This is a genomic window from Caulobacter sp. CCNWLW153 (assembly GCF_036889365.1).
Classification (GTDB): Bacteria; Pseudomonadota; Alphaproteobacteria; order Caulobacterales; family Caulobacteraceae; genus Caulobacter; species Caulobacter radicis.
In genome coordinates this window covers 523667-539367 of the sequence record NZ_JBAKFV010000001.1, presented here as the reverse complement: position 1 = coordinate 539367, position 15701 = coordinate 523667, and the positions used below count along the sequence as shown (strand labels likewise).

The window sequence follows — 15701 nt, the reverse complement described above, 5'->3', positions numbered from 1 at the left end:
CTCTTAGTTGTCCGTGAGCGCCGTCAGCACGGCCATTCTCGTGGCCGCCATCGGATCGCGACGCGCCATAGACCGCGTCACCTCGGCGACCAGCGCGGCCATAGCCACGGTGTCTCCCATGGCGTGGGCCCGCACGGCCTGGGTCGCGAAGCCAGCCAGGGACTGGGCGCCCATGTCGCCGCCATCAGGATCGTTCTGATCAGCGCCGACCGTCGAGGCCGCGTCCTTGGAGGAACCCTGGAGCCCGCCGCTCCCGTTCAGCACGCGCGCGTCACCCTGGTAGACCACCTCCAGGCGATCAGCCTCAGCGTTGACTTCAGCTTGCTTGGCCATGCCCTCGCGCCAGTCCTGGCCGCGCTGGGCCATAACCTCGGGAAGTTGCCCGGGCAGCAAGCGCATCAGGGCTTCCAGCGCCGCGATGTCCTTGAGCGGGTCGACCCACTCGCGCGGAGGAATAGCGATCTCCCCCGTGGCCTCCCGCAGGCGCCTATCGCCACCAGCCATCGCCTCAAGCTCCATGCAGATGGCGAACAACGGCTCGAACAGGCTCGGGCCCGTGACCGTCCAGATCCAATCGTCCAGCCGCGCCCGGTAAGGCACGATATCCGCACGGATCGCCGTGTAGTTGGCACCGGATACATCGCCGCTGGTCATGTGGAAGGGCACGCCCTTGCCAGCGGACGAGCGCATCATCTCCGAGCGAAGGAAGGTGTCTGCGCCCCCCGATGACGAAGGGTTGATCACGTCGACTTTGTCGCCCGCCTGGCCATAGACCATCATGCCAGGCGCGATTTTCTCGATGCGACGACCGCTGCCGTCGTTGCCATCCTGGCCCAACTGGTCACCCTCGCGACCAGCTTCGCCCGGTGTTACGTGCACTGTCAGGCAGGCTTCGATCCGTCGTTTGACCCGCAGGGCCTGACGCAGTTGATCGATCTCATCGTCGGTCAACATGCTGGCGTAGAACCACGGCACGCCGCGTGCCTGGTCGGGCCACAGTTGCTCGAAGATATGCAGCACGTGGCGCGCATCGACGCGCTTGGAGGTCCACTGCTGGCCCGGCAGAATGTCGCCAGGGTGCTCCGGGTAGATCCAGTAGGCGACCCGATCGCCTTCGGCGTCGAACTCCACGCCCATGACGACGCGGTTGCCGTTGCCGAGAATTTCCGTCTTGCTCGCGTCGAGCTGCTCGCCGGGCAGAACCTGGATCCGCTGGTTGGGCAGCTTGTCGCGCGGCCGCAGCAGCACGATCGCTTCCCCGCCGATGATCAGCTCTCGCAAGATCACCTTCTCCAGGACCGTGAGGCCCAGGAGCTTGCGATATGCCTTCCAGGCCTTCTGCGCCTTACGGGAAACCCGCGGGTTGTCATGCTCGGCGCGGACGTCGACGCCGGAAAGGTCGACAACCAGATTGCGCACCGCCGAGGCGATCTCGGGGTTGTCGCGCTCCATTTGGCGCGAGCGCTTGCGAAGCCAGGAAAGATCGTAGGCCAGATTGGCGTTGCCGCTGGCGCCGTTCCCAACCCAGTCGCTGCTCAGGCGCTCGCGACGAGCCGCCTGGTAGCGACGGCGTCCCGACTGCTGTTCGTCGAACTGGCGCTGGACGGCAAGAGCAGCGCGCGCCTGGCGACGTCGAAGGGCGGTCTGGGGGGCGAAAGGCTCGATGACGCCGTCAACCAAACGCGAGAGAGCGAAGGCCATGATCAGTCTCGCCCGAACGAGGCATAGGCGGTGCGCGACTTGGCCTTGCCAGTGGGGTTGGCCTGCAGGTTCCGCAGGTAGTTGATCCGGCGCTCAAGGTCCTCGACCGTCGCGAAGGTCAATTCCTTCCCGTCGGCCTGGCGCGACTTCAGCACGCCCGAGGCCAGCATCGCGCGCAGAGCCGCGATCTCGCCGTCCCAATTGGTCGTCGTCATCCCAGCCAGTTCCGATCGGTTTTGAGCCAGTCGCCGCCACGCCCTTGCGGGCGCGGTTGGGCTTCCTGCGGTTTCTGCGGCGCCGGGGGCGGCGTCCGGGTGTTCACCAGCGCCTCGCGGCGCTTCCAGTCTTCTTCTTTCCAGCGGTGCGTCTTCAGCTGCCACCGGGCGCCCTCGCCCATGATGGCGCAGTCCAGCGGCTCGTTGCGCTCGACGACCTTGTCCCACTTCAGCTTGCCGCGGGTGGACTTGCGCAGTTCCTCGGAGACGAAGCCGGCCAGCAGGCCCTCCTCTTCGTCGACCCAGGTCGGCAGGTGCACGTAGCGTTCCGACGGCCCCTCTGCGGCCATCGGCCTGCGCAGGTCGTCGTACCAGGCGCGCTTGGCCTCGGCCGTGTAGATGCTCATCTGCAGGCGGCCGGTCTTGACCACCTTGCCGTCGCGGTGGACGTCGATGATCTTCGGCGCCGAGAAGTGGATCTGCTTGCCCCAGCCTTCGAAACCCTTCGAAGCGCAGTTGCGGCTGGCCGGCAGAAACTCCAGCACATCGTACACGTCCGACGGCCTGTCGCCGGCGTCGTGAATGGCGAACTCGACCCGCAGGTTGCCACCCAGCTCGTGCGGCCAGGCCCGGTCAAGGGCCATCGCCTTGAGGTCGTTGGCGATCGCCTCGGCGGCGCGCATCTTGCCTTCGGCGTCCAGCCTGGGCACGACCACCTTGTCGACCAGCCAACGCTCGCGCTTGCGCGCCCACGCCCAGACGAACACCTCGAGGCGGTTCTTCTGGTAGTCGACGCCCGCCGTCAGCACGAGGCCACCGGCCGGGACGACGCCCTTTTCCATGCTGTCGTCGAGACGCTGGCGCAGCTCGTCTACGGCGACGGTCTCTTCGCTCACCTTCCAGGGCAGTCCCAGGATGGTGTTGACGAACACCTGCATCCGCGATGACAGGCCCGACGCCACCACCGCTTCGAACTGCTGGGCGAGCTGGGCCCAGCTGCGTTGACCCAGCCGCGCGTAGAGCGTCGACAGGTGAAAGCCGGCCGTGTCCTTCCGCAGCGGATTGGCGACCGTGGCGCGCCAGGCGCCGTCACCCCAGATCGACTTCCAGGCCGCCTCGGTCGACTCGGTTTCGCAGGCCACGCACCGCAGCTTCGTGGTTTCCGGCGAACCGGCCTCCCAGCGCATGTTCTCCCACAGCCATTGCTGCAGTACGCCGCAGCTCGGGCACGGGCACTCGAAGATCCGCTGGTCGGACTGAAGCCATTCGCGCCAGACGATCGAGGCGCCTTCCACCGTCGGCGACGACGGCAGGAACATCTTGCCGAGAAAGCCGTACTCGGCGATCCGGTTCTCAAGGAGGTCGACCGGGTCGCCCTCCTTCTTCAGCTCCTCGGACCAGCGGTCGACCTCGTCGCCCATGGCGCGAGCCACGGTGATCGAGGCGAAGTTCGACGGGCTGTTCGAGCCCGCGAACATCAGGTCGAGAGCGTCGTTGCTGAAGTGCAGCGACGTGTCGACCGACCGGCCCGGGAACGCCCCCGTCAAGACCGTGGTGGTCTTGAGCATCGGGCGGAACTTGGTCTTGACCACCCGCTTGGCGATCGCCTCGGTGGGCAGGATCATCAGCAGAGACTGGCTCTGCATGATCCCCTGACCGGCCCAGATCAGGCCAAGCTCGGTGAAGCCGAGCTGCGTCCCCTTCGGCGCCACGATGCGGCGAAAAGGGCTGTCCTCGTCCAGCGTCTCAAGGATCTCAGCGGCCCAAGGCGTATCCTCGGGCCGCCAGCGGTCTTCCTTGCCTTCCTTGGTGTAGGTGCGGTGCTCGGTGCCGAACTGCAGCGGCGTCAGCCGCTCTTTCGGTTCGATGATCTCGGCTTCTGCGCATAGCAGATCGACAGCGCCGAGCAGGTGTTCCCAGTCGCTACTTCCTGGCTCGCCGGGCGGCCTCGGCGGAGCTTCGGGCGTCGCGAGCAAGGGTCTGTCTCATCCGGGTTGCCACCACGTCCTTCAGCGCCTGGAAGACGTCGTGTTCGGTCACTCCCAGCCTCGCGGCGACAAGCGCAGCGCACGAGCTGGGCATACGGTCGATGGCGATGCCGACGCGCGTGACGAAGGCCTTGTGGGCGCCGACGGCGGCCTCACGGTCGAGCAGCTTCCCCTGCGTTTGCAGCATCCGCAGCCGCTTGTTCTCGGCGTCGGATTCGACGCCCAGGGCTTTGGCCTCGGCGATGCGGATCTGCATCGCCTGGAAAGGATCGGTAGAACCGGCGGAGGAAGCGGCCGGTAATGCGCCGCTTCCCCTCGCCTTCCCCGCCGGAGGCGACACGCCCTTCGCCTCCGGCAGCGGTGCGGGCTCTGGCTGTGCCCCCGAAGGTTCGGAGGCCATTTCCAGGCCGCGCAGCCTGCCAGATGAATCCGCCCGCACCTCGGTGTTGGCCATGCGCCAGGCGTCCGCCTGCGCAAGCCGCACCAGCTTGCAGATCCGTCCGTGTTCGTCTTTCCCGTCGACGTAGGGCATCCCCTGGCCAAACCAGGCGGACATGCGGCTTTTGACGACCCCGACCCGCCGCGCGTACTCGGCGGCGGGTACGAGATCGCCGCCCGCCACTGGCAGGTCGGTTCGCTTCGTCGATGGGCGCTTCTTGGGGTTCCGCCGCGGGGCCAACTCATGCCCTCCCGGCTCGCACGCCCCAGGGGGCGCAGCTCCGAACCACTAATTCGCGAATCAGGCGTTTTGGGCGGTTCGTCAATCTAATAGTTTTTCGGACCCCGTTTCTTGGGTTTGCGGCGTCGCGCCGACGACCGCCCCCCTCTTTCGCGGCGCTCACCCGCCGCCGCCATCGGCCAGGCGCTCAGCCCACAGCCTCTCCAGCCTGCGCTTGCACTCGGCCAGCTTCCCGGGCGTGGCATCGTGCTCCAGCGCGCTCGACACGCTGTACCAGGTCTTCCCGTCGCCGAGATCCTGGAAGACCACCGCACCGCCACGCACGCCGTCGACCATGTAGTGCCAGTCGCCGGTCGCCAGCTTCTTCCATTCGGTCTTCACGTCGCCGTCTCCACGCTGATGTCCTCGCCATCATGGGTGATGATCACCCGGGTGCGCACCTCGACGGTCACGCTTTCCAGCGTCTCCATCCGCCAGGCCGCGCCCAGCTCCTCGGCCTTGCCCATGATCGTCGCGTCCATGGTGAATGGGTCGACGCGGTGCCAGCCGCCCCGCACGTGGTCGCCGGCGTGCGCGCCCTTCACCAGATCCAGGATGGACCGCGCCGTCGCCCGATCCGACGCCCAGACCGCGAAGGCGTCGACGATCGGAACGAGGTTCTTGGCCCGCAGGTCGTAGAGCGTCTGCTTGGCGTCGGCGCTGGCGCCGATCCAGGTGTGGGCCACGCCCTCCAGCATGACCGCCACCGCCACCACCGCGTGCTCGGTGGGCGCTGCGAAGATCAAGCCGGCTCGCTTGGCGGCCTGGGTCATGGCCCGGCGGTAGGCGTCGCGGGCCCAGGTGTCGCTGCGGCCGAAGGCGTCGCCCAGCGCCGTCCAGGACGCGCCGCCCCGGAAGAAGTCGTCGCTGGCCTTGTAGCGGAGCAGCTGGAAATACTCGACGCGGAAGCCCTCGAGGAGCGCCAGCGCCGGCAGCATGTCGTCGATGTCGCCGCCGGTCGGCTTGAAATACGGGCGCGGCTCGTCGACCGCCTCTTTCTCAGCCTCGATCCGGTCGGCCAGCTCGGTGACGTAGGAGGGCCAGAAAGTGCCGTTCGAGTACCACGACGGGCCGTCGCCGGCCTGGAACGTCAGGGTCAGCATGGCGCGCTGGATCCGCTGCTCCAGGGCCTCGAACGCGCCTTCCTCGGGCACGGCCTGGCCGCGCCCGGGAAAGTAGCCCACCCGCTCGTCCCGCTCGCCCTCGTAGCCCGCCTTGAACAGCGGAACGCGCCCCGAACCCTTCACGCCTCACTCCTGGAACTCTCGGCGTCCTTCACGCCGCACCGCTGCCGCAGATCCCTGACCAGATCCCACCAGGCCGAATGCTCGGCCATTTCCGCCCGCTGGCGGTCATGCAGCATGGCGCTGGGCCGCAGCCGCCGGACCCGCGCCGCGGCGGCGGCCAGCGCCGCCCGCTGGGGCTTGCCGGCCGCCTTCATGTGCTGGTCGCAGACGAATGACCGCCCCTCGGTGGCTGGACGTCCGGTGCGCCGGCAGTCCAGCACCATGCACTCGCCAAAGCCTGGGCGGATCACGCGAACACTCCACTCAGCAGCGGCTGCACGGCCCCATCCGGATAAACGGCGTCCATCGGGGTATCGGCCGTCGGCTCATCCCCGTCCCAACCGTTTGGCCAGGTTTCATCGGCCACCAGTTCGCGGATCCTGGCTACCTCCTCGGAGTTGAGGAAATCGACGCCCGGTCGACCAAGCGCGGCCGCCGCGGTGTTTACCTCTTCCTGGATGGCCAGCAGCTCGCCCAGCGCCCAGGTGCGCGCGTCGAGTGTCAGCGGGCCCATGCGCTGCTTGTTCTTGGCCGTGGCCACCGCGCCATCAGCCGTGAAGCCGGTCTTCTTCAGCCGGCGGTGTGGCTGGCGCAGTTCGCGGTAGATCGGCCGGATCCGCAGCAGCGGGCGCATGTGCTCCCAGCCCGGCATGTCGACGATCGCCGACAACGCCTTGTCCTGGCTGGCCAGCGGGCAACCGATACAGCCGGTGCGGGCGTTGACCTCCTCGGCCTCGTCGCCGCCGTAGGCATCGGCCAGGATCCGCGTCGGCCAGGCGCCGTATTCGGCCATCGGCGCGAAGATTTTCAGCCAGTCCCACACCCCGCAGACGCGCCAGTGCAGCAGCGGCGCCAAGGTCGCGATCCGGCCGCGAACGCCCTTGGCGCTGGGCAGCACCTGCTGATACCAGCCCTGGCCGCATTCGCCCCCGTCCTTGGAGCACGACAGGGCGATCCTGGCGTCGCGAACGGCGCTCTCGCCCTGCCGCACGCCGGTCAGCATCAGCACGTTGCCCTCGATCTGGGCGACCCGCGCGCCGATCGCCTCGGCCATCGGGTCGACCTTGATCTGACGGGTGCACCAGCGAAGCGTGTTGTTGTTGGGCGGCGGCACGCCTCGGCCCAGCATGTAGACCAGGAAGCGCTTGTCCATCGGGGCCATGACGACCTCGACGACAACGCCCAGCTCCCGAAGCCGCGCGATGATCAGCAGCGCGGCCGCCTGCAGCGGCGGCAGCTCCATCCGGGTGTCGGCGTAGAACACCGTCAGCGACGTAGGCCGCTGCAGCTGGCCGGTCTCGAGGAAGTGGATCAGCAGCGTCAGCAGGGCCGTGCTGTCCTTGCCGCCCGACCAGGCCACCGCCCAGTGGTCGTGCTCGGGGCCGTACTGCTGCAGCGATGCGAGGGTCATGGTGGCGGCGTCGCCGACGGGCATCCTGGGCCCGCCGGCGAGGAGATCGGCTTGCCGGACGCTCATGCCGCCTCAGACGTAGTCAGCAGCAGCTGAACGCCACGCTCGCGCAGCAGCTGGCCGATGATCGGCGACAGCCGCTTCTCGACGGCGCCCGAACGGCACACGATCGCCTTGGGGACCTCGCTCCAGCTGGTGGCCGCATCGATCCAGGTTCGGGCCCAGGCCTCGGCGTCGACGCGGCCGCGCCGCTCGGCCTGCTTGGCGATGATCGCCTCGCGCAGATCAGCCGGGCCCGCCCATCCCGACGGCGGGGCCGCGGGGCTGGCCAGCCAGTTTCGCCACTTGCCCGACGCCAGCCAGCGCTGGAACGCCGGCACCCGGGCGCCGCCACTGTGGCGGGCGTACTCGCTGGCGGCGTACTTGCGGATGATCTCGACCAGGGCCGCCTCGCCCGCCTCGCCGGCGGCCGCGTCCCAGGCCTTCCGCGCCTTGGCGAGGTCGGCAGAGGCTCGCCCGCTCTCGGGGTAGAGCGCCCATCCCTCCTCGAAACGAGACGCTTCGCGATCGCCCCCCTCCAAGGGGGGTAGGGGGGATATATCTTCTCTTCTCTTCTCTTGCGTTCGCAATGCGTCGGCATTGGGTGACGCAGTCTCGACGCTATGCGTGACGCAATGCGTCACCGGATCGGACGCAATGCGTTCACCATCCGTTCCTGGGGCGACCTTCAGGGCGTCGAAATCGGCCATGGCCTCGGCCACCGCTTCCTTGGCCAGGATCTCGGCCTGGGGGTTCAGCGCCCGCAGGCAGGCGGCCGCCTCGCCCAGATCCTGATGAACGGCCGCGAAGCCCAGGGCGACGGCCTTGCCCTGGCTGTTGTTGCCGCGCGCGCCGGCGCGGCGGCGCATCAGCTTGCTGATCCAGACCTCCAGGCCTTTCTCGGCGACGACCGGGTGATAAAGCCGGCCGTCGTCGCAACGAACGAAGGCCTTCAGCACCTCGTCGCGCACGGCCAGCCACGCCGCCCGCCCTCCCCGGCCGAACCCGGCCAGCTTGGCCAGCTCCGCGTCGTCGTCCTTCAGCGACGCCACCGGCGTCTGATGCCACGAGGCGCACCACAGCATGAACGAGGTGCGGAAGACCTCGGGGTCTTCGTGGCTGGCGATGCCGCTGTCGCGCAGGCGGGCGACGTCGACCAGCATGGACGGCCAGTCCTTGATGTTGCTGCCGGCGGGCGTGAGGGGCGGTGGATACTGGGTAAGCGTCATGGTCAGGTTCCCCGTTACGGGCGTCGATCCCGGGAAAGGTTGGAAAAGGTGGTGGTGTCGCCGTCGAACGACAGCTGCACGGTCCCGGTCGGGCCGTGGCGCTGCTTGGCGATGATGACGTCGGCCAGGCCGGCGATGCGTTCCAGCTCGGCCAGCCATTCCAGGTGCTCGGCCGTGCCTTCGCGCGGCTCGCGGGCGGCGTGGTAGTATTCGGGCCGGAAGACGAACCACACCTGGTCGGCGTCCTGCTCGATCGATCCGGACTCCCGCAGGTCGGCCAGCTGGGGGCGCTTGTCCTCCCGTTCCTCGACCTTCCGCGACAGCTGCGACAGGGCGATGATCGGGCAGTCCAGCTCCTTGGCCAGGGCCTTCAGGCCCACGGTGATCACCGTCAGCTCCTGGACGCGGTTGGCGCCCGACGACAGACCAGCGTCGATCAGTTGCAGATAGTCCACGACGATCAGGTCCAGGCCCTGGCGGCGCTTCATGCGCCGGGCCCTGGCGACCAGCTTGGCCAGGCTCAGCCCGCCAGTGGCGTCGATCGACAGCGGGATCTCTTGCAGCTCGACCGCAGCGTCCCGAACCCTGCCGAACGCCGAGGGGTCGATCTCGCCCTTGCGCAACTTGTCGCCCGAGACCCTGGCGGCGGACGCCAGGATCCGCAGCGCCAGCTGCTCGCCGCTCATTTCCAGCGAGTAGAACAGCACCCGGCCGCCATCGACGGTCTTGTGCGCGCCGTCCGGCTGGCGCTCATAGGCGTAGCGGCGGGCGATGTTGAAGGCGATGTTCGTCGCCAGCGCCGTCTTGCCCATGGCCGGACGACCGGCAAGCACGATCAGATCGGACGGGATCAGGCCGCCGACCTTGGCGTCGAGATCGGTCAGGCACGTGGCGATGCCGGCCAGGCCGCCGTCGCGGGCCATGGCCTCGGCCGCCCGCTCCAGCGCGCCGGTGAGGTAGTGGCCAAAGCCCTGGGCGCCGCCCTGCTCCACCCCGCGCTCGGCGATGGCGTAGAGGCGCTGTTCGGCATGGGCCAGTTGATCGGCCGCCGAGCCGGGAGCGTCAGGGTCGCCCGCCTCGAAAGCGATCTCGCCCGCGGCCCGGATCAGCATCCGCTTCAGGCCAAGGTCCATGACCACGGCGGCATAGTCGCGGATGTTCGCCGCCGGGGGCGCGCGGTCGACGAGGTCAGCCAGGTAGCGCAGGCCGCTCAGTTCGGCATAGGCAAGGTCGCCGCCGAACTTGGTGTCCATCAGGATCGGGTCGGCCATGCCGCCCTTGACGATGGCGGCCGCGATCGCGTCGAACAGCCGGCCGTGGAATGGCTCGTAGAAGTGCGCGCCCTGCAGCCCGCCCACATATTCGAACGCGGCGTTGTCGTAGAGCAGCACGCCCAGCAGCGCCTGTTCGGCGTCCAGGCTATGGGGCGCGGCGCGGATCGGCGTGTCCTGACCGCTCATCGGCTGGCCCAGGCCGTGGCCGTCGGTCAGATCCAGGGCCGGCACGATGCCGCGCGCGTCGCCGCGACGAGCATGGGGGTCGTGGAAGGTCATGCCGCCGCCCCGCGAACGGGAGCGAGCCCCGGGGCCAGCTGTTCCGCGCGGGCCCGGCCAGCCGCAGTCAGGTCGTAGAGCGCCGCGAACCCCGGACCGGCGTCCGCGTCGGCGCGGCAAGCCAGGCCTCGCCGGATCAGTTCGTGGGCCCGAAGGTTGATCTGCCGCGCCGTGACGTCGCCACCGATCGCGCGGCGCAGGCCCCGGTTCGTCATCGCGCCGTCCCGCAGCGCCACCGTGATTTTCGATGCGAGGGACAGGCCCACGCGATCGGCCGGGACGACCGCGCTGCGCTGACCAAGGGCGGCGTCCACGACGCCGGCCGGATCCAGATCCGCCAACAGACCCCACGCCTTGGCGCGCATGTAGGACCCGGCCACCGTGGCCGTCACGGTCTGGCCGCCCTCGCCCACCAGCGTGATCAGCACGCGGTCGTTGGCCAGCAGACGATGTGACAGCACAGCCAGGGTCACGCCCAGCTCTCCACGGTCATCCGACCTTTCGGGGTGGCCGAGAAGAACTTGCTGGCCGCCTGGGGCCCCTCGCCGTTGATGAAGGTCAGCGCGCCTTCGTCGGTCAGCGCCTTTGCGTGATCTCGCGCGTCGCCGTAGCCCAGCCCGATCTCGTCGCAGATATCGGTCAGCGTCACCGGTACGGCCGACGCGACCACGTGGGCCAGCAGGCGCCGGCGGCGTTCCGCTGGCGGATCTTGGCGAATGCCGCGCTTGTCCAGGATGGCTAGGCGGCGGGCCTCGGCGCGCTCGAGGCGGTTGGGCGCGGGATCGCCCAGAAGGATAGCGGTCAGGGTCATCAGCTGGCCTTGCCGCCGACGACCATGCCGTCGGCGATTTGATAGAGGTGTTCAGAGGCGGTGTCGGGGCCGCGCAGCATCGCCAGCGAGCCGGCGAAGGCGTTCAGCCACACCACGATGATGGTCTCGGCCTGGGCCAGGCCGTTGGCGGCGGCCAGGGTCACGCAGAGTTCGTTGGTGACCTTGTCCGCGGCCGCCTGGGCTTCGTGCGTGGGGATCAGGTGCACGGGGCGACCTCTTCCCAGTCGTAGGCGAAGCGGCCGCGCAGCGATGACGCCGTGGCCTTGAGGTTCCACAGCTTCTTGCCGCTGGTGACCGTGGCCAGGACCCCTCTCAGATCCTGGCGCCCCAGGCCGTCGACCACCTTGCGGGCGGCCTCGCGCGCCTTGACCAGGGTCGGCGCCTCGCCGCTCAGGGACCGCCCCTTCAGGAAGTCCTCGACCTTCCAGGTGGCCGCCATCAGACGAAGCCTCCGAAGCTGTTCTTCGGGTGCTTGGGTGCCTCGGCCTTCTTGTAGGCGGCCGCGGCCTCGCGCATCAGCCGGCCCAACAGCGAGTTGCGCCTGTCCGACGACGGGGGCTTCACATAGGCGATGCCGGCGTGCGTGGCGCAGTAGGGCTTGGCGTCGTCCATCTTGGGCCTGCAGCAGAACTTGAACCCCGCCTTGCCCGGGTCGCCGATCGGCCACCGGCAATGGCTGCGCTCCAGCGTCAGCACAGCGCCGGCCGTGTCGCCGCCCTGGTCGCGACCGGTCACCACGTCGTCGACCTCCACCTCGGCCACCGGCTTGGTGCGGATAACCTGCACGATCTCCAGCGGATCGGCCGGCGCGGCCGCGTCGGGCCGGTCGTTGTGCACAACCAGGCGCGGCTTGGGCGCGGGGGCCTTGGCCGCCTTCGGCGCCCGCTTGGGCGACCGCGCTGCCGGGCTTTCGCCGTCGCGCAAATGCCCGCCCTTGCCCCAGCGCGGTTGCGGCAGCTCCGGCATTGGCCGCGACAGGGCGGCGATCTGGCGTGGCGCCGAGACGGCGATCGGCAGCGCGTCGGCCTGTTCGATCGGGGCCACCGCCCGGCTCGCCGACGTCGGGTCGCGAGCCAGGCCGGCGCGATGGATCACGCCGATCACCTGGTTGCGGGTAACGCCGCGGCCGATCGCGGCGGCGCACTGATTGGCCGAGTATCCGGCAAGCCACAGCGTTTTGGCCTTGGCCTTTTGCTCTTCGGACAGAGCCATGATCAGAAGTTCTCCAGGGCGGCGCAGGCCGCTTCGAAACCTTGGGCGCCGAACACCGGCCACCAGCTGCCCTTCTCGGCGCCGGCCAGCCGCGGGGATGCGTTGCTGTCGACGCCGAGGTACGAGCCCAGGCGGTTCAGGGAGACGGCGGCGTAGTAGATTTTCAGGGCCTTCAGCACCGGCCAGGTCAGGCGCGGGCGCAGAACCCCGGGGCCAATCGCCAAGGGGTCTTCCTTGGTGACCTTGGCCACGGCGACCACCGCCGCGGCGATCGCGTCGGCAGTCGGGATCTCTTCAGGCGGTAGCTTCAGCGCCATCTTCAGACCTCGCGAATGGTGATGTTGTGGAGCGCGAGCATCAGGTCGCGCTTGATCTCGTACTCACGCAGACGGAAATCGCCGTCGGGCTTCACGTCCTCGACGACCTGCACCCAGGCCCCGCCCGACCGCTCCTCGTAGACGTGGTCGGCCACGTAGGCGGCGATGTGCTTGCCGTTGACGACGAGGTCGAACCGCACCTGCCGGCGCAGCTCGCGGATCTCGCCCAGGCGCTGGCGCATCGACAGGGCGTTCCACCGCTTGAACTCGCGGCGGCTGGCGAAATGCACGCCGTCCACCTTCAGCGGCCGGTTCCGGTACTTCGACGGCTTTGGTGAGCCCTCCTCGAGCCCGGCCAGCGTCGTGAACGCGCGCCGGCCCTTGTCCCCCGTGCTGGCGGCCATCAGCTGGGCCACCGCGTTCTTGGCCAGGCGCGAGCTGGCGGCGACGCGAAGCGGAGCCTTGCTCATTGGACCACCGCCATCCAGACGATGGCCTTGCGGCCGCCCATGGCGTCGGCGCGGGCCTGGCTGTCCCTGATTAGGCCCTGACGCGCCAACTCGCTGCAGCGCGGGCGCACGTTCATCAGCGGCTCGCCGATCCGATGGGCGATCTGTTCTGGCGTGCCGGGGCGAACCTTGATGGCGTCCAGCACGCGCTCGCGCAGGCTCTTCACCCGCGGCGCGATGCCCCGCGCGGCCTCGGCGCTGGTCGCACGGGCCTTGTGGCCGGGCTGGGCCGGATAGGCGCCAGCGCCCATCAGGTCCAGCAGGTTAGGTTGACGCCCCCGAGCCATGGCCTACCCGGCCTTCTTGGTCAGGACCGGCGGCCAAGAAAGGGCTTCCAGCTCGGCTAGGGTTCGATCCGTTCGCGACCATAGTGGCGGCGATGGCATGTCTTCCGCCGGCTGGCACGACACGATGACCCGGCCCAGGATCGACGGCAGGTCCGCAGCAGCTTGTGTGCGGGGAGCTAGGACCAGCTCGCGCTTGACCTGCTCGATCACGTTCTTGATCAACGCCGGCGCAGCGCCTTCCAAGGCGGCGGCTAGCGCCGCAACGTCCTCATCGGGCAGGTCGAACGGATGGAGGTAGCGCTTGACGATGGCGAAGCGCTCGGCCGTCCCAGGAAGACCGACCGTGATCTGCATTTCGAACCGCCGCCAGATTGCAGCATCGATCGCCTCGGGTCGGTTCGTCGCGGCGAACAGCATGGCGTCATACCGATCCAGCATCTGGATCAGCGAGATCACCGTGTTGTTCCGCTCCTGCCCCGCCGACGAGCCATCGCTATTTCGTGCGGCGCCGATCGAGTCGATCTCGTCGAAGAAGAGCGCAACGTTGCCTTCCAGCTTACGAGCAGCAGAAAACACCGCGCCGATGTTGTTACCGGTCGAGCCGACGATGCCGGTGATCAGGCTGGAAATCTCGATGATCACCAGCGGGATGCCCAGGCGCGCGGCGATGTGGTGCGCAAGCGTCGTCTTGCCTGTGCCTGGCGGCCCCTCCAGCATCGCGCGCATACGCGGCTTCACACCGACAGCCTCGAGCTCCCGGCTGTAGTTCAGCTCCATCATCCACACGGCGAGCGCCGCACGCGTCGCCGGCGTGAGGATCGGCGGTTCGCTTTCGTCCGGCATTTTCACGACGCCGTACTTCTCGAACGTCTTGTACGGATCATCGGCGCCGGCGCGGCCCTGGGCCGCTCGGCTAGCATCGGGGCGAGCCGGCTGTCTCATTCTTCGCCGCCCGCTTCGCCGTCATCTTCCTTGCCCTTCTTGGGCTTGGGGTTCGGACGCCACGCGGCCGGCAGGTCCATCCCGTCGCTACCCAGGGCTTGGCACCAGGCCTCATCCCAGCCGGCGCGCTGCGGCGTCCGCGGCGGATAGGGGTTCCCGGTCACCGGGATACCGGCCTTGGCCGCGTCGGCGCCCTTCTGCCGGGCCACCTCGACAGTGTCGTCCAGATGGCCTTCCGCGCCCCCGCCAGCGGCAGGCGCGCCAGCGGGCTCGGGCTCGAACATGTCCGGCGTATCGTCGTCCGCGCGTTCAGCTCGTTGCTGCGACAGACGGCGCAATGCAGCCTCGCCGAGCGGAGTACCGCCCAACATGCCCAGCGCGCCCTCGTAGATTTGCAACAGCGCGTCCTCTTCGGACCGCTGTTCCTCGGTCATCTTCCGGCGCTTGAGCACCCGGTTGATCATCTTCAGCGAGAAGCCGTCCTGCTTGGCTTGCTTCTTGCGTTCGCGGATCTGTTCATCGATCTGGGCCTTCTCAGCTTCCAGGTCTTCGATGTCGGCAATCACCGCCTCAAGCGGATTACGGTTGGCCACCGCGTGCCCCCTTCCCTTTCAACCCCGACCGCGCTTCCCGGAGGCGGTCTCGTCCGTCAGGCGGCGCCTATTCGGCGCCGTTCAGTTTTCGATCCAGGCGCTTGGCCGTCTCGACCCAGCGGTCGTTCGACCAGTCGACCAGGGCGTCCCAGCCGATGGCCTCGCCGACGGCGTCCAGCGCCTCCAGCATCAGCGCCCAGGCCGTCAGGGCCGCGTGTTCAAGCTTTCCCAAGGAACTGCCTCCGGTTCTGGCGCGCGGCCGCCAGGTGGGCCTCGCGCTCGGCCAGGCGCCGCCGCTCAGTGGCGAGGGCCCGGGCTTCCAATTCGATTGCGTCGAGCACGCTGGGCCCGAAGACGGCGTCCGCCAGGTCGGCGCCATAGGCGCGCAGCAGGGCCTCAAGGTGCGAGGGCCAGGTGGGCCACTTCTCGCCGCCCACCCAGTTCTTGACGGTGTCGGCGCCTACGTGCTCGCCGACGGCGGCCAGGGCGCTCATCACGGCCTTGACGGTGTGGTGCGGATGCTGGGCGCGCAGGAACTCGGCCAGGCGCGCCGGCAGACCGGTTTCGGGGCGATCCAGGGGCCTGACTTTGGTCAGGGCGCTGTTCATCCTGCCCTCCTGACCGGCCCACGGGGGGCCGCGGGGAGAAGCCGATGAAGACGACCACCCGCGAGACGAGCGTGATCCGCCTGGCGCGCGCCAACGCCCGCGCGGCCGGCGTGCCGCTCTACAGCGCCCAGGGCCTGAAACTGACCGTCAGCCTGCTGATCGAAATCGAGGTGTCGGGGGCGGCCAACGCACGCGCCGCCCCCGACTTCGCGCGCGGCGGGGGGGATAATCGCCCCGCGCGAGACCGATGACCCTACGTCG

General features: G+C 68.9%; 23 protein-coding genes. 1 reads left to right on the top strand and 22 read right to left on the bottom strand.

Going from position 1 to position 15701, the window contains the following annotated elements; translation table 11 throughout:
* Positions 1-3: 3 nt before the first annotated feature.
* The 22 genes from V6S85_RS02410 to V6S85_RS02305 all read right to left on the bottom strand — a co-directional run bounded on the left by V6S85_RS02410 (position 4) and on the right by V6S85_RS02305 (position 15440).
* Entirely contained in the window at positions 4-1701 is a 1698-nt protein-coding gene (locus V6S85_RS02410) for a phage portal protein (protein WP_334347907.1), read from the bottom strand.
* Positions 1702-1703: 2 nt separating this feature from the next.
* On the bottom strand, positions 1704-1916 hold the full coding sequence (locus tag V6S85_RS02405; protein ID WP_334347906.1) for a phage head-tail joining protein: 213 nt from the start codon (positions 1914-1916) through the stop codon (positions 1704-1706).
* A complete protein-coding gene (locus V6S85_RS02400; RefSeq protein ID WP_334347905.1) occupies positions 1913-3892 on the bottom strand; it encodes a terminase gpA endonuclease subunit in 1980 nt (659 codons plus the stop codon). Before V6S85_RS02400 ends, V6S85_RS02405 begins: the two co-directional genes overlap by 4 nt.
* Positions 3840-4583, bottom strand: a complete 744-nt coding sequence (locus V6S85_RS02395; RefSeq protein ID WP_334347904.1) for a hypothetical protein — start codon at positions 4581-4583, stop codon at positions 3840-3842. The genes V6S85_RS02400 and V6S85_RS02395 overlap by 53 nt, the downstream gene beginning before the upstream one ends.
* A gap of 159 nt (positions 4584-4742) precedes the next feature.
* Entirely contained in the window at positions 4743-4964 is a 222-nt protein-coding gene (locus tag V6S85_RS02390; RefSeq protein ID WP_334347903.1) for a hypothetical protein, read from the bottom strand.
* The gene (locus V6S85_RS02385; RefSeq protein WP_334347902.1) at positions 4961-5869 is read right to left on the bottom strand and encodes a hypothetical protein; all 909 of its coding nucleotides are present in this window, start codon (positions 5867-5869) and stop codon (positions 4961-4963) included. The genes V6S85_RS02390 and V6S85_RS02385 overlap by 4 nt, the downstream gene beginning before the upstream one ends.
* Positions 5866-6159 carry a hypothetical protein gene (locus tag V6S85_RS02380; protein ID WP_334347901.1) on the bottom strand — a complete coding sequence of 98 codons (294 nt, stop codon included), beginning with the start codon at positions 6157-6159 and terminating at the stop codon, positions 5866-5868. Before V6S85_RS02380 ends, V6S85_RS02385 begins: the two co-directional genes overlap by 4 nt.
* Positions 6156-7385, bottom strand: coding sequence for a phosphoadenosine phosphosulfate reductase domain-containing protein (locus V6S85_RS02375; protein ID WP_334347899.1), 1230 nt, complete (start codon positions 7383-7385; stop codon positions 6156-6158). The genes V6S85_RS02380 and V6S85_RS02375 overlap by 4 nt, the downstream gene beginning before the upstream one ends.
* A complete protein-coding gene (locus V6S85_RS02370) occupies positions 7382-8587 on the bottom strand; it encodes a hypothetical protein (protein WP_334347898.1) in 1206 nt (401 codons plus the stop codon). The genes V6S85_RS02375 and V6S85_RS02370 overlap by 4 nt, the downstream gene beginning before the upstream one ends.
* A 14-nt stretch (positions 8588-8601) precedes the next feature.
* Complete coding sequence (locus V6S85_RS02365; RefSeq protein WP_334348110.1) at positions 8602-10047, bottom strand: replicative DNA helicase; 1446 nt, start codon at positions 10045-10047, stop codon at positions 8602-8604.
* An 89-nt stretch (positions 10048-10136) separates the two neighbouring features.
* Entirely contained in the window at positions 10137-10613 is a 477-nt protein-coding gene (locus V6S85_RS02360; RefSeq protein ID WP_334347897.1) for a hypothetical protein, read from the bottom strand.
* Positions 10610-10951, bottom strand: a complete 342-nt coding sequence (locus V6S85_RS02355; RefSeq protein ID WP_334347896.1) for a hypothetical protein — start codon at positions 10949-10951, stop codon at positions 10610-10612. The genes V6S85_RS02360 and V6S85_RS02355 overlap by 4 nt, the downstream gene beginning before the upstream one ends.
* Positions 10951-11178 (bottom strand): hypothetical protein, encoded by a 228-nt coding sequence (locus V6S85_RS02350; protein WP_334347895.1) that lies wholly within the window; start codon positions 11176-11178, stop codon positions 10951-10953. Before V6S85_RS02350 ends, V6S85_RS02355 begins: the two co-directional genes overlap by 1 nt.
* Positions 11169-11411: a hypothetical protein gene (locus tag V6S85_RS02345; RefSeq protein WP_334347894.1), complete on the bottom strand. Its 243-nt coding sequence runs from the start codon at positions 11409-11411 to the stop codon at positions 11169-11171. The genes V6S85_RS02350 and V6S85_RS02345 overlap by 10 nt, the downstream gene beginning before the upstream one ends.
* Complete coding sequence (locus V6S85_RS02340; RefSeq protein WP_334347893.1) at positions 11411-12184, bottom strand: GcrA family cell cycle regulator; 774 nt, start codon at positions 12182-12184, stop codon at positions 11411-11413. Before V6S85_RS02340 ends, V6S85_RS02345 begins: the two co-directional genes overlap by 1 nt.
* A 2-nt stretch (positions 12185-12186) precedes the next feature.
* Complete coding sequence (locus tag V6S85_RS02335) at positions 12187-12501, bottom strand: hypothetical protein (RefSeq protein WP_334347892.1); 315 nt, start codon at positions 12499-12501, stop codon at positions 12187-12189.
* A gap of 2 nt (positions 12502-12503) precedes the next feature.
* Entirely contained in the window at positions 12504-12971 is a 468-nt protein-coding gene (locus V6S85_RS02330) for a DUF1064 domain-containing protein (RefSeq protein WP_334347891.1), read from the bottom strand.
* On the bottom strand, positions 12968-13297 hold the full coding sequence (locus V6S85_RS02325; RefSeq protein ID WP_334347889.1) for a hypothetical protein: 330 nt from the start codon (positions 13295-13297) through the stop codon (positions 12968-12970). The genes V6S85_RS02330 and V6S85_RS02325 overlap by 4 nt, the downstream gene beginning before the upstream one ends.
* A gap of 3 nt (positions 13298-13300) precedes the next feature.
* Positions 13301-14239, bottom strand: a complete 939-nt coding sequence (locus V6S85_RS02320) for an ATP-binding protein (protein WP_334347888.1) — start codon at positions 14237-14239, stop codon at positions 13301-13303.
* On the bottom strand, positions 14236-14832 hold the full coding sequence (locus tag V6S85_RS02315; RefSeq protein WP_334347887.1) for a DUF2312 domain-containing protein: 597 nt from the start codon (positions 14830-14832) through the stop codon (positions 14236-14238). The genes V6S85_RS02320 and V6S85_RS02315 overlap by 4 nt, the downstream gene beginning before the upstream one ends.
* 67 nt (positions 14833-14899) lie before the next feature.
* Complete coding sequence (locus V6S85_RS02310; RefSeq protein ID WP_334347886.1) at positions 14900-15064, bottom strand: hypothetical protein; 165 nt, start codon at positions 15062-15064, stop codon at positions 14900-14902.
* Entirely contained in the window at positions 15051-15440 is a 390-nt protein-coding gene (locus tag V6S85_RS02305) for a hypothetical protein (RefSeq protein WP_334347885.1), read from the bottom strand. Before V6S85_RS02305 ends, V6S85_RS02310 begins: the two co-directional genes overlap by 14 nt.
* 44 nt (positions 15441-15484) lie before the next feature.
* On the opposite strand from V6S85_RS02305, the gene V6S85_RS02300 reads away from it, so the two are divergent.
* Positions 15485-15691 carry a hypothetical protein gene (locus V6S85_RS02300; protein WP_334347884.1) on the top strand — a complete coding sequence of 69 codons (207 nt, stop codon included), beginning with the start codon at positions 15485-15487 and terminating at the stop codon, positions 15689-15691.
* Positions 15692-15701: the final 10 nt, after the last annotated feature.

What these genes read in the sequence shown, in the direction of transcription:
- V6S85_RS02410 (WP_334347907.1), bottom strand. Translation starts at nt 1,701, where the DNA reads ATGGCCTTCGCTCTCTCGCGTTTGGTTGACGGCGTCATCGAGCCTTTC.
- V6S85_RS02405 (WP_334347906.1), bottom strand. Translation starts at nt 1,916, where the DNA reads ATGACGACGACCAATTGGGACGGCGAGATCGCGGCTCTGCGCGCGATG.
- V6S85_RS02375 (WP_334347899.1), bottom strand. Translation starts at nt 7,385, where the DNA reads ATGAGCGTCCGGCAAGCCGATCTCCTCGCCGGCGGGCCCAGGATGCCC.
- V6S85_RS02370 (WP_334347898.1), bottom strand. Translation starts at nt 8,587, where the DNA reads ATGACGCTTACCCAGTATCCACCGCCCCTCACGCCCGCCGGCAGCAAC.
- V6S85_RS02365 (WP_334348110.1), bottom strand. Translation starts at nt 10,047, where the DNA reads ATGAGCGGTCAGGACACGCCGATCCGCGCCGCGCCCCATAGCCTGGAC.
- V6S85_RS02355 (WP_334347896.1), bottom strand. Translation starts at nt 10,951, where the DNA reads ATGACCCTGACCGCTATCCTTCTGGGCGATCCCGCGCCCAACCGCCTC.
- V6S85_RS02345 (WP_334347894.1), bottom strand. Translation starts at nt 11,411, where the DNA reads ATGGCGGCCACCTGGAAGGTCGAGGACTTCCTGAAGGGGCGGTCCCTG.
- V6S85_RS02340 (WP_334347893.1), bottom strand. Translation starts at nt 12,184, where the DNA reads ATGGCTCTGTCCGAAGAGCAAAAGGCCAAGGCCAAAACGCTGTGGCTT.
- V6S85_RS02335 (WP_334347892.1), bottom strand. Translation starts at nt 12,501, where the DNA reads ATGGCGCTGAAGCTACCGCCTGAAGAGATCCCGACTGCCGACGCGATC.
- V6S85_RS02330 (WP_334347891.1), bottom strand. Translation starts at nt 12,971, where the DNA reads ATGAGCAAGGCTCCGCTTCGCGTCGCCGCCAGCTCGCGCCTGGCCAAG.
- V6S85_RS02325 (WP_334347889.1), bottom strand. Translation starts at nt 13,297, where the DNA reads ATGGCTCGGGGGCGTCAACCTAACCTGCTGGACCTGATGGGCGCTGGC.
- V6S85_RS02320 (WP_334347888.1), bottom strand. Translation starts at nt 14,239, where the DNA reads ATGAGACAGCCGGCTCGCCCCGATGCTAGCCGAGCGGCCCAGGGCCGC.
- V6S85_RS02305 (WP_334347885.1), bottom strand. Translation starts at nt 15,440, where the DNA reads ATGAACAGCGCCCTGACCAAAGTCAGGCCCCTGGATCGCCCCGAAACC.
- V6S85_RS02300 (WP_334347884.1), top strand. Translation starts at nt 15,485, where the DNA reads ATGAAGACGACCACCCGCGAGACGAGCGTGATCCGCCTGGCGCGCGCC.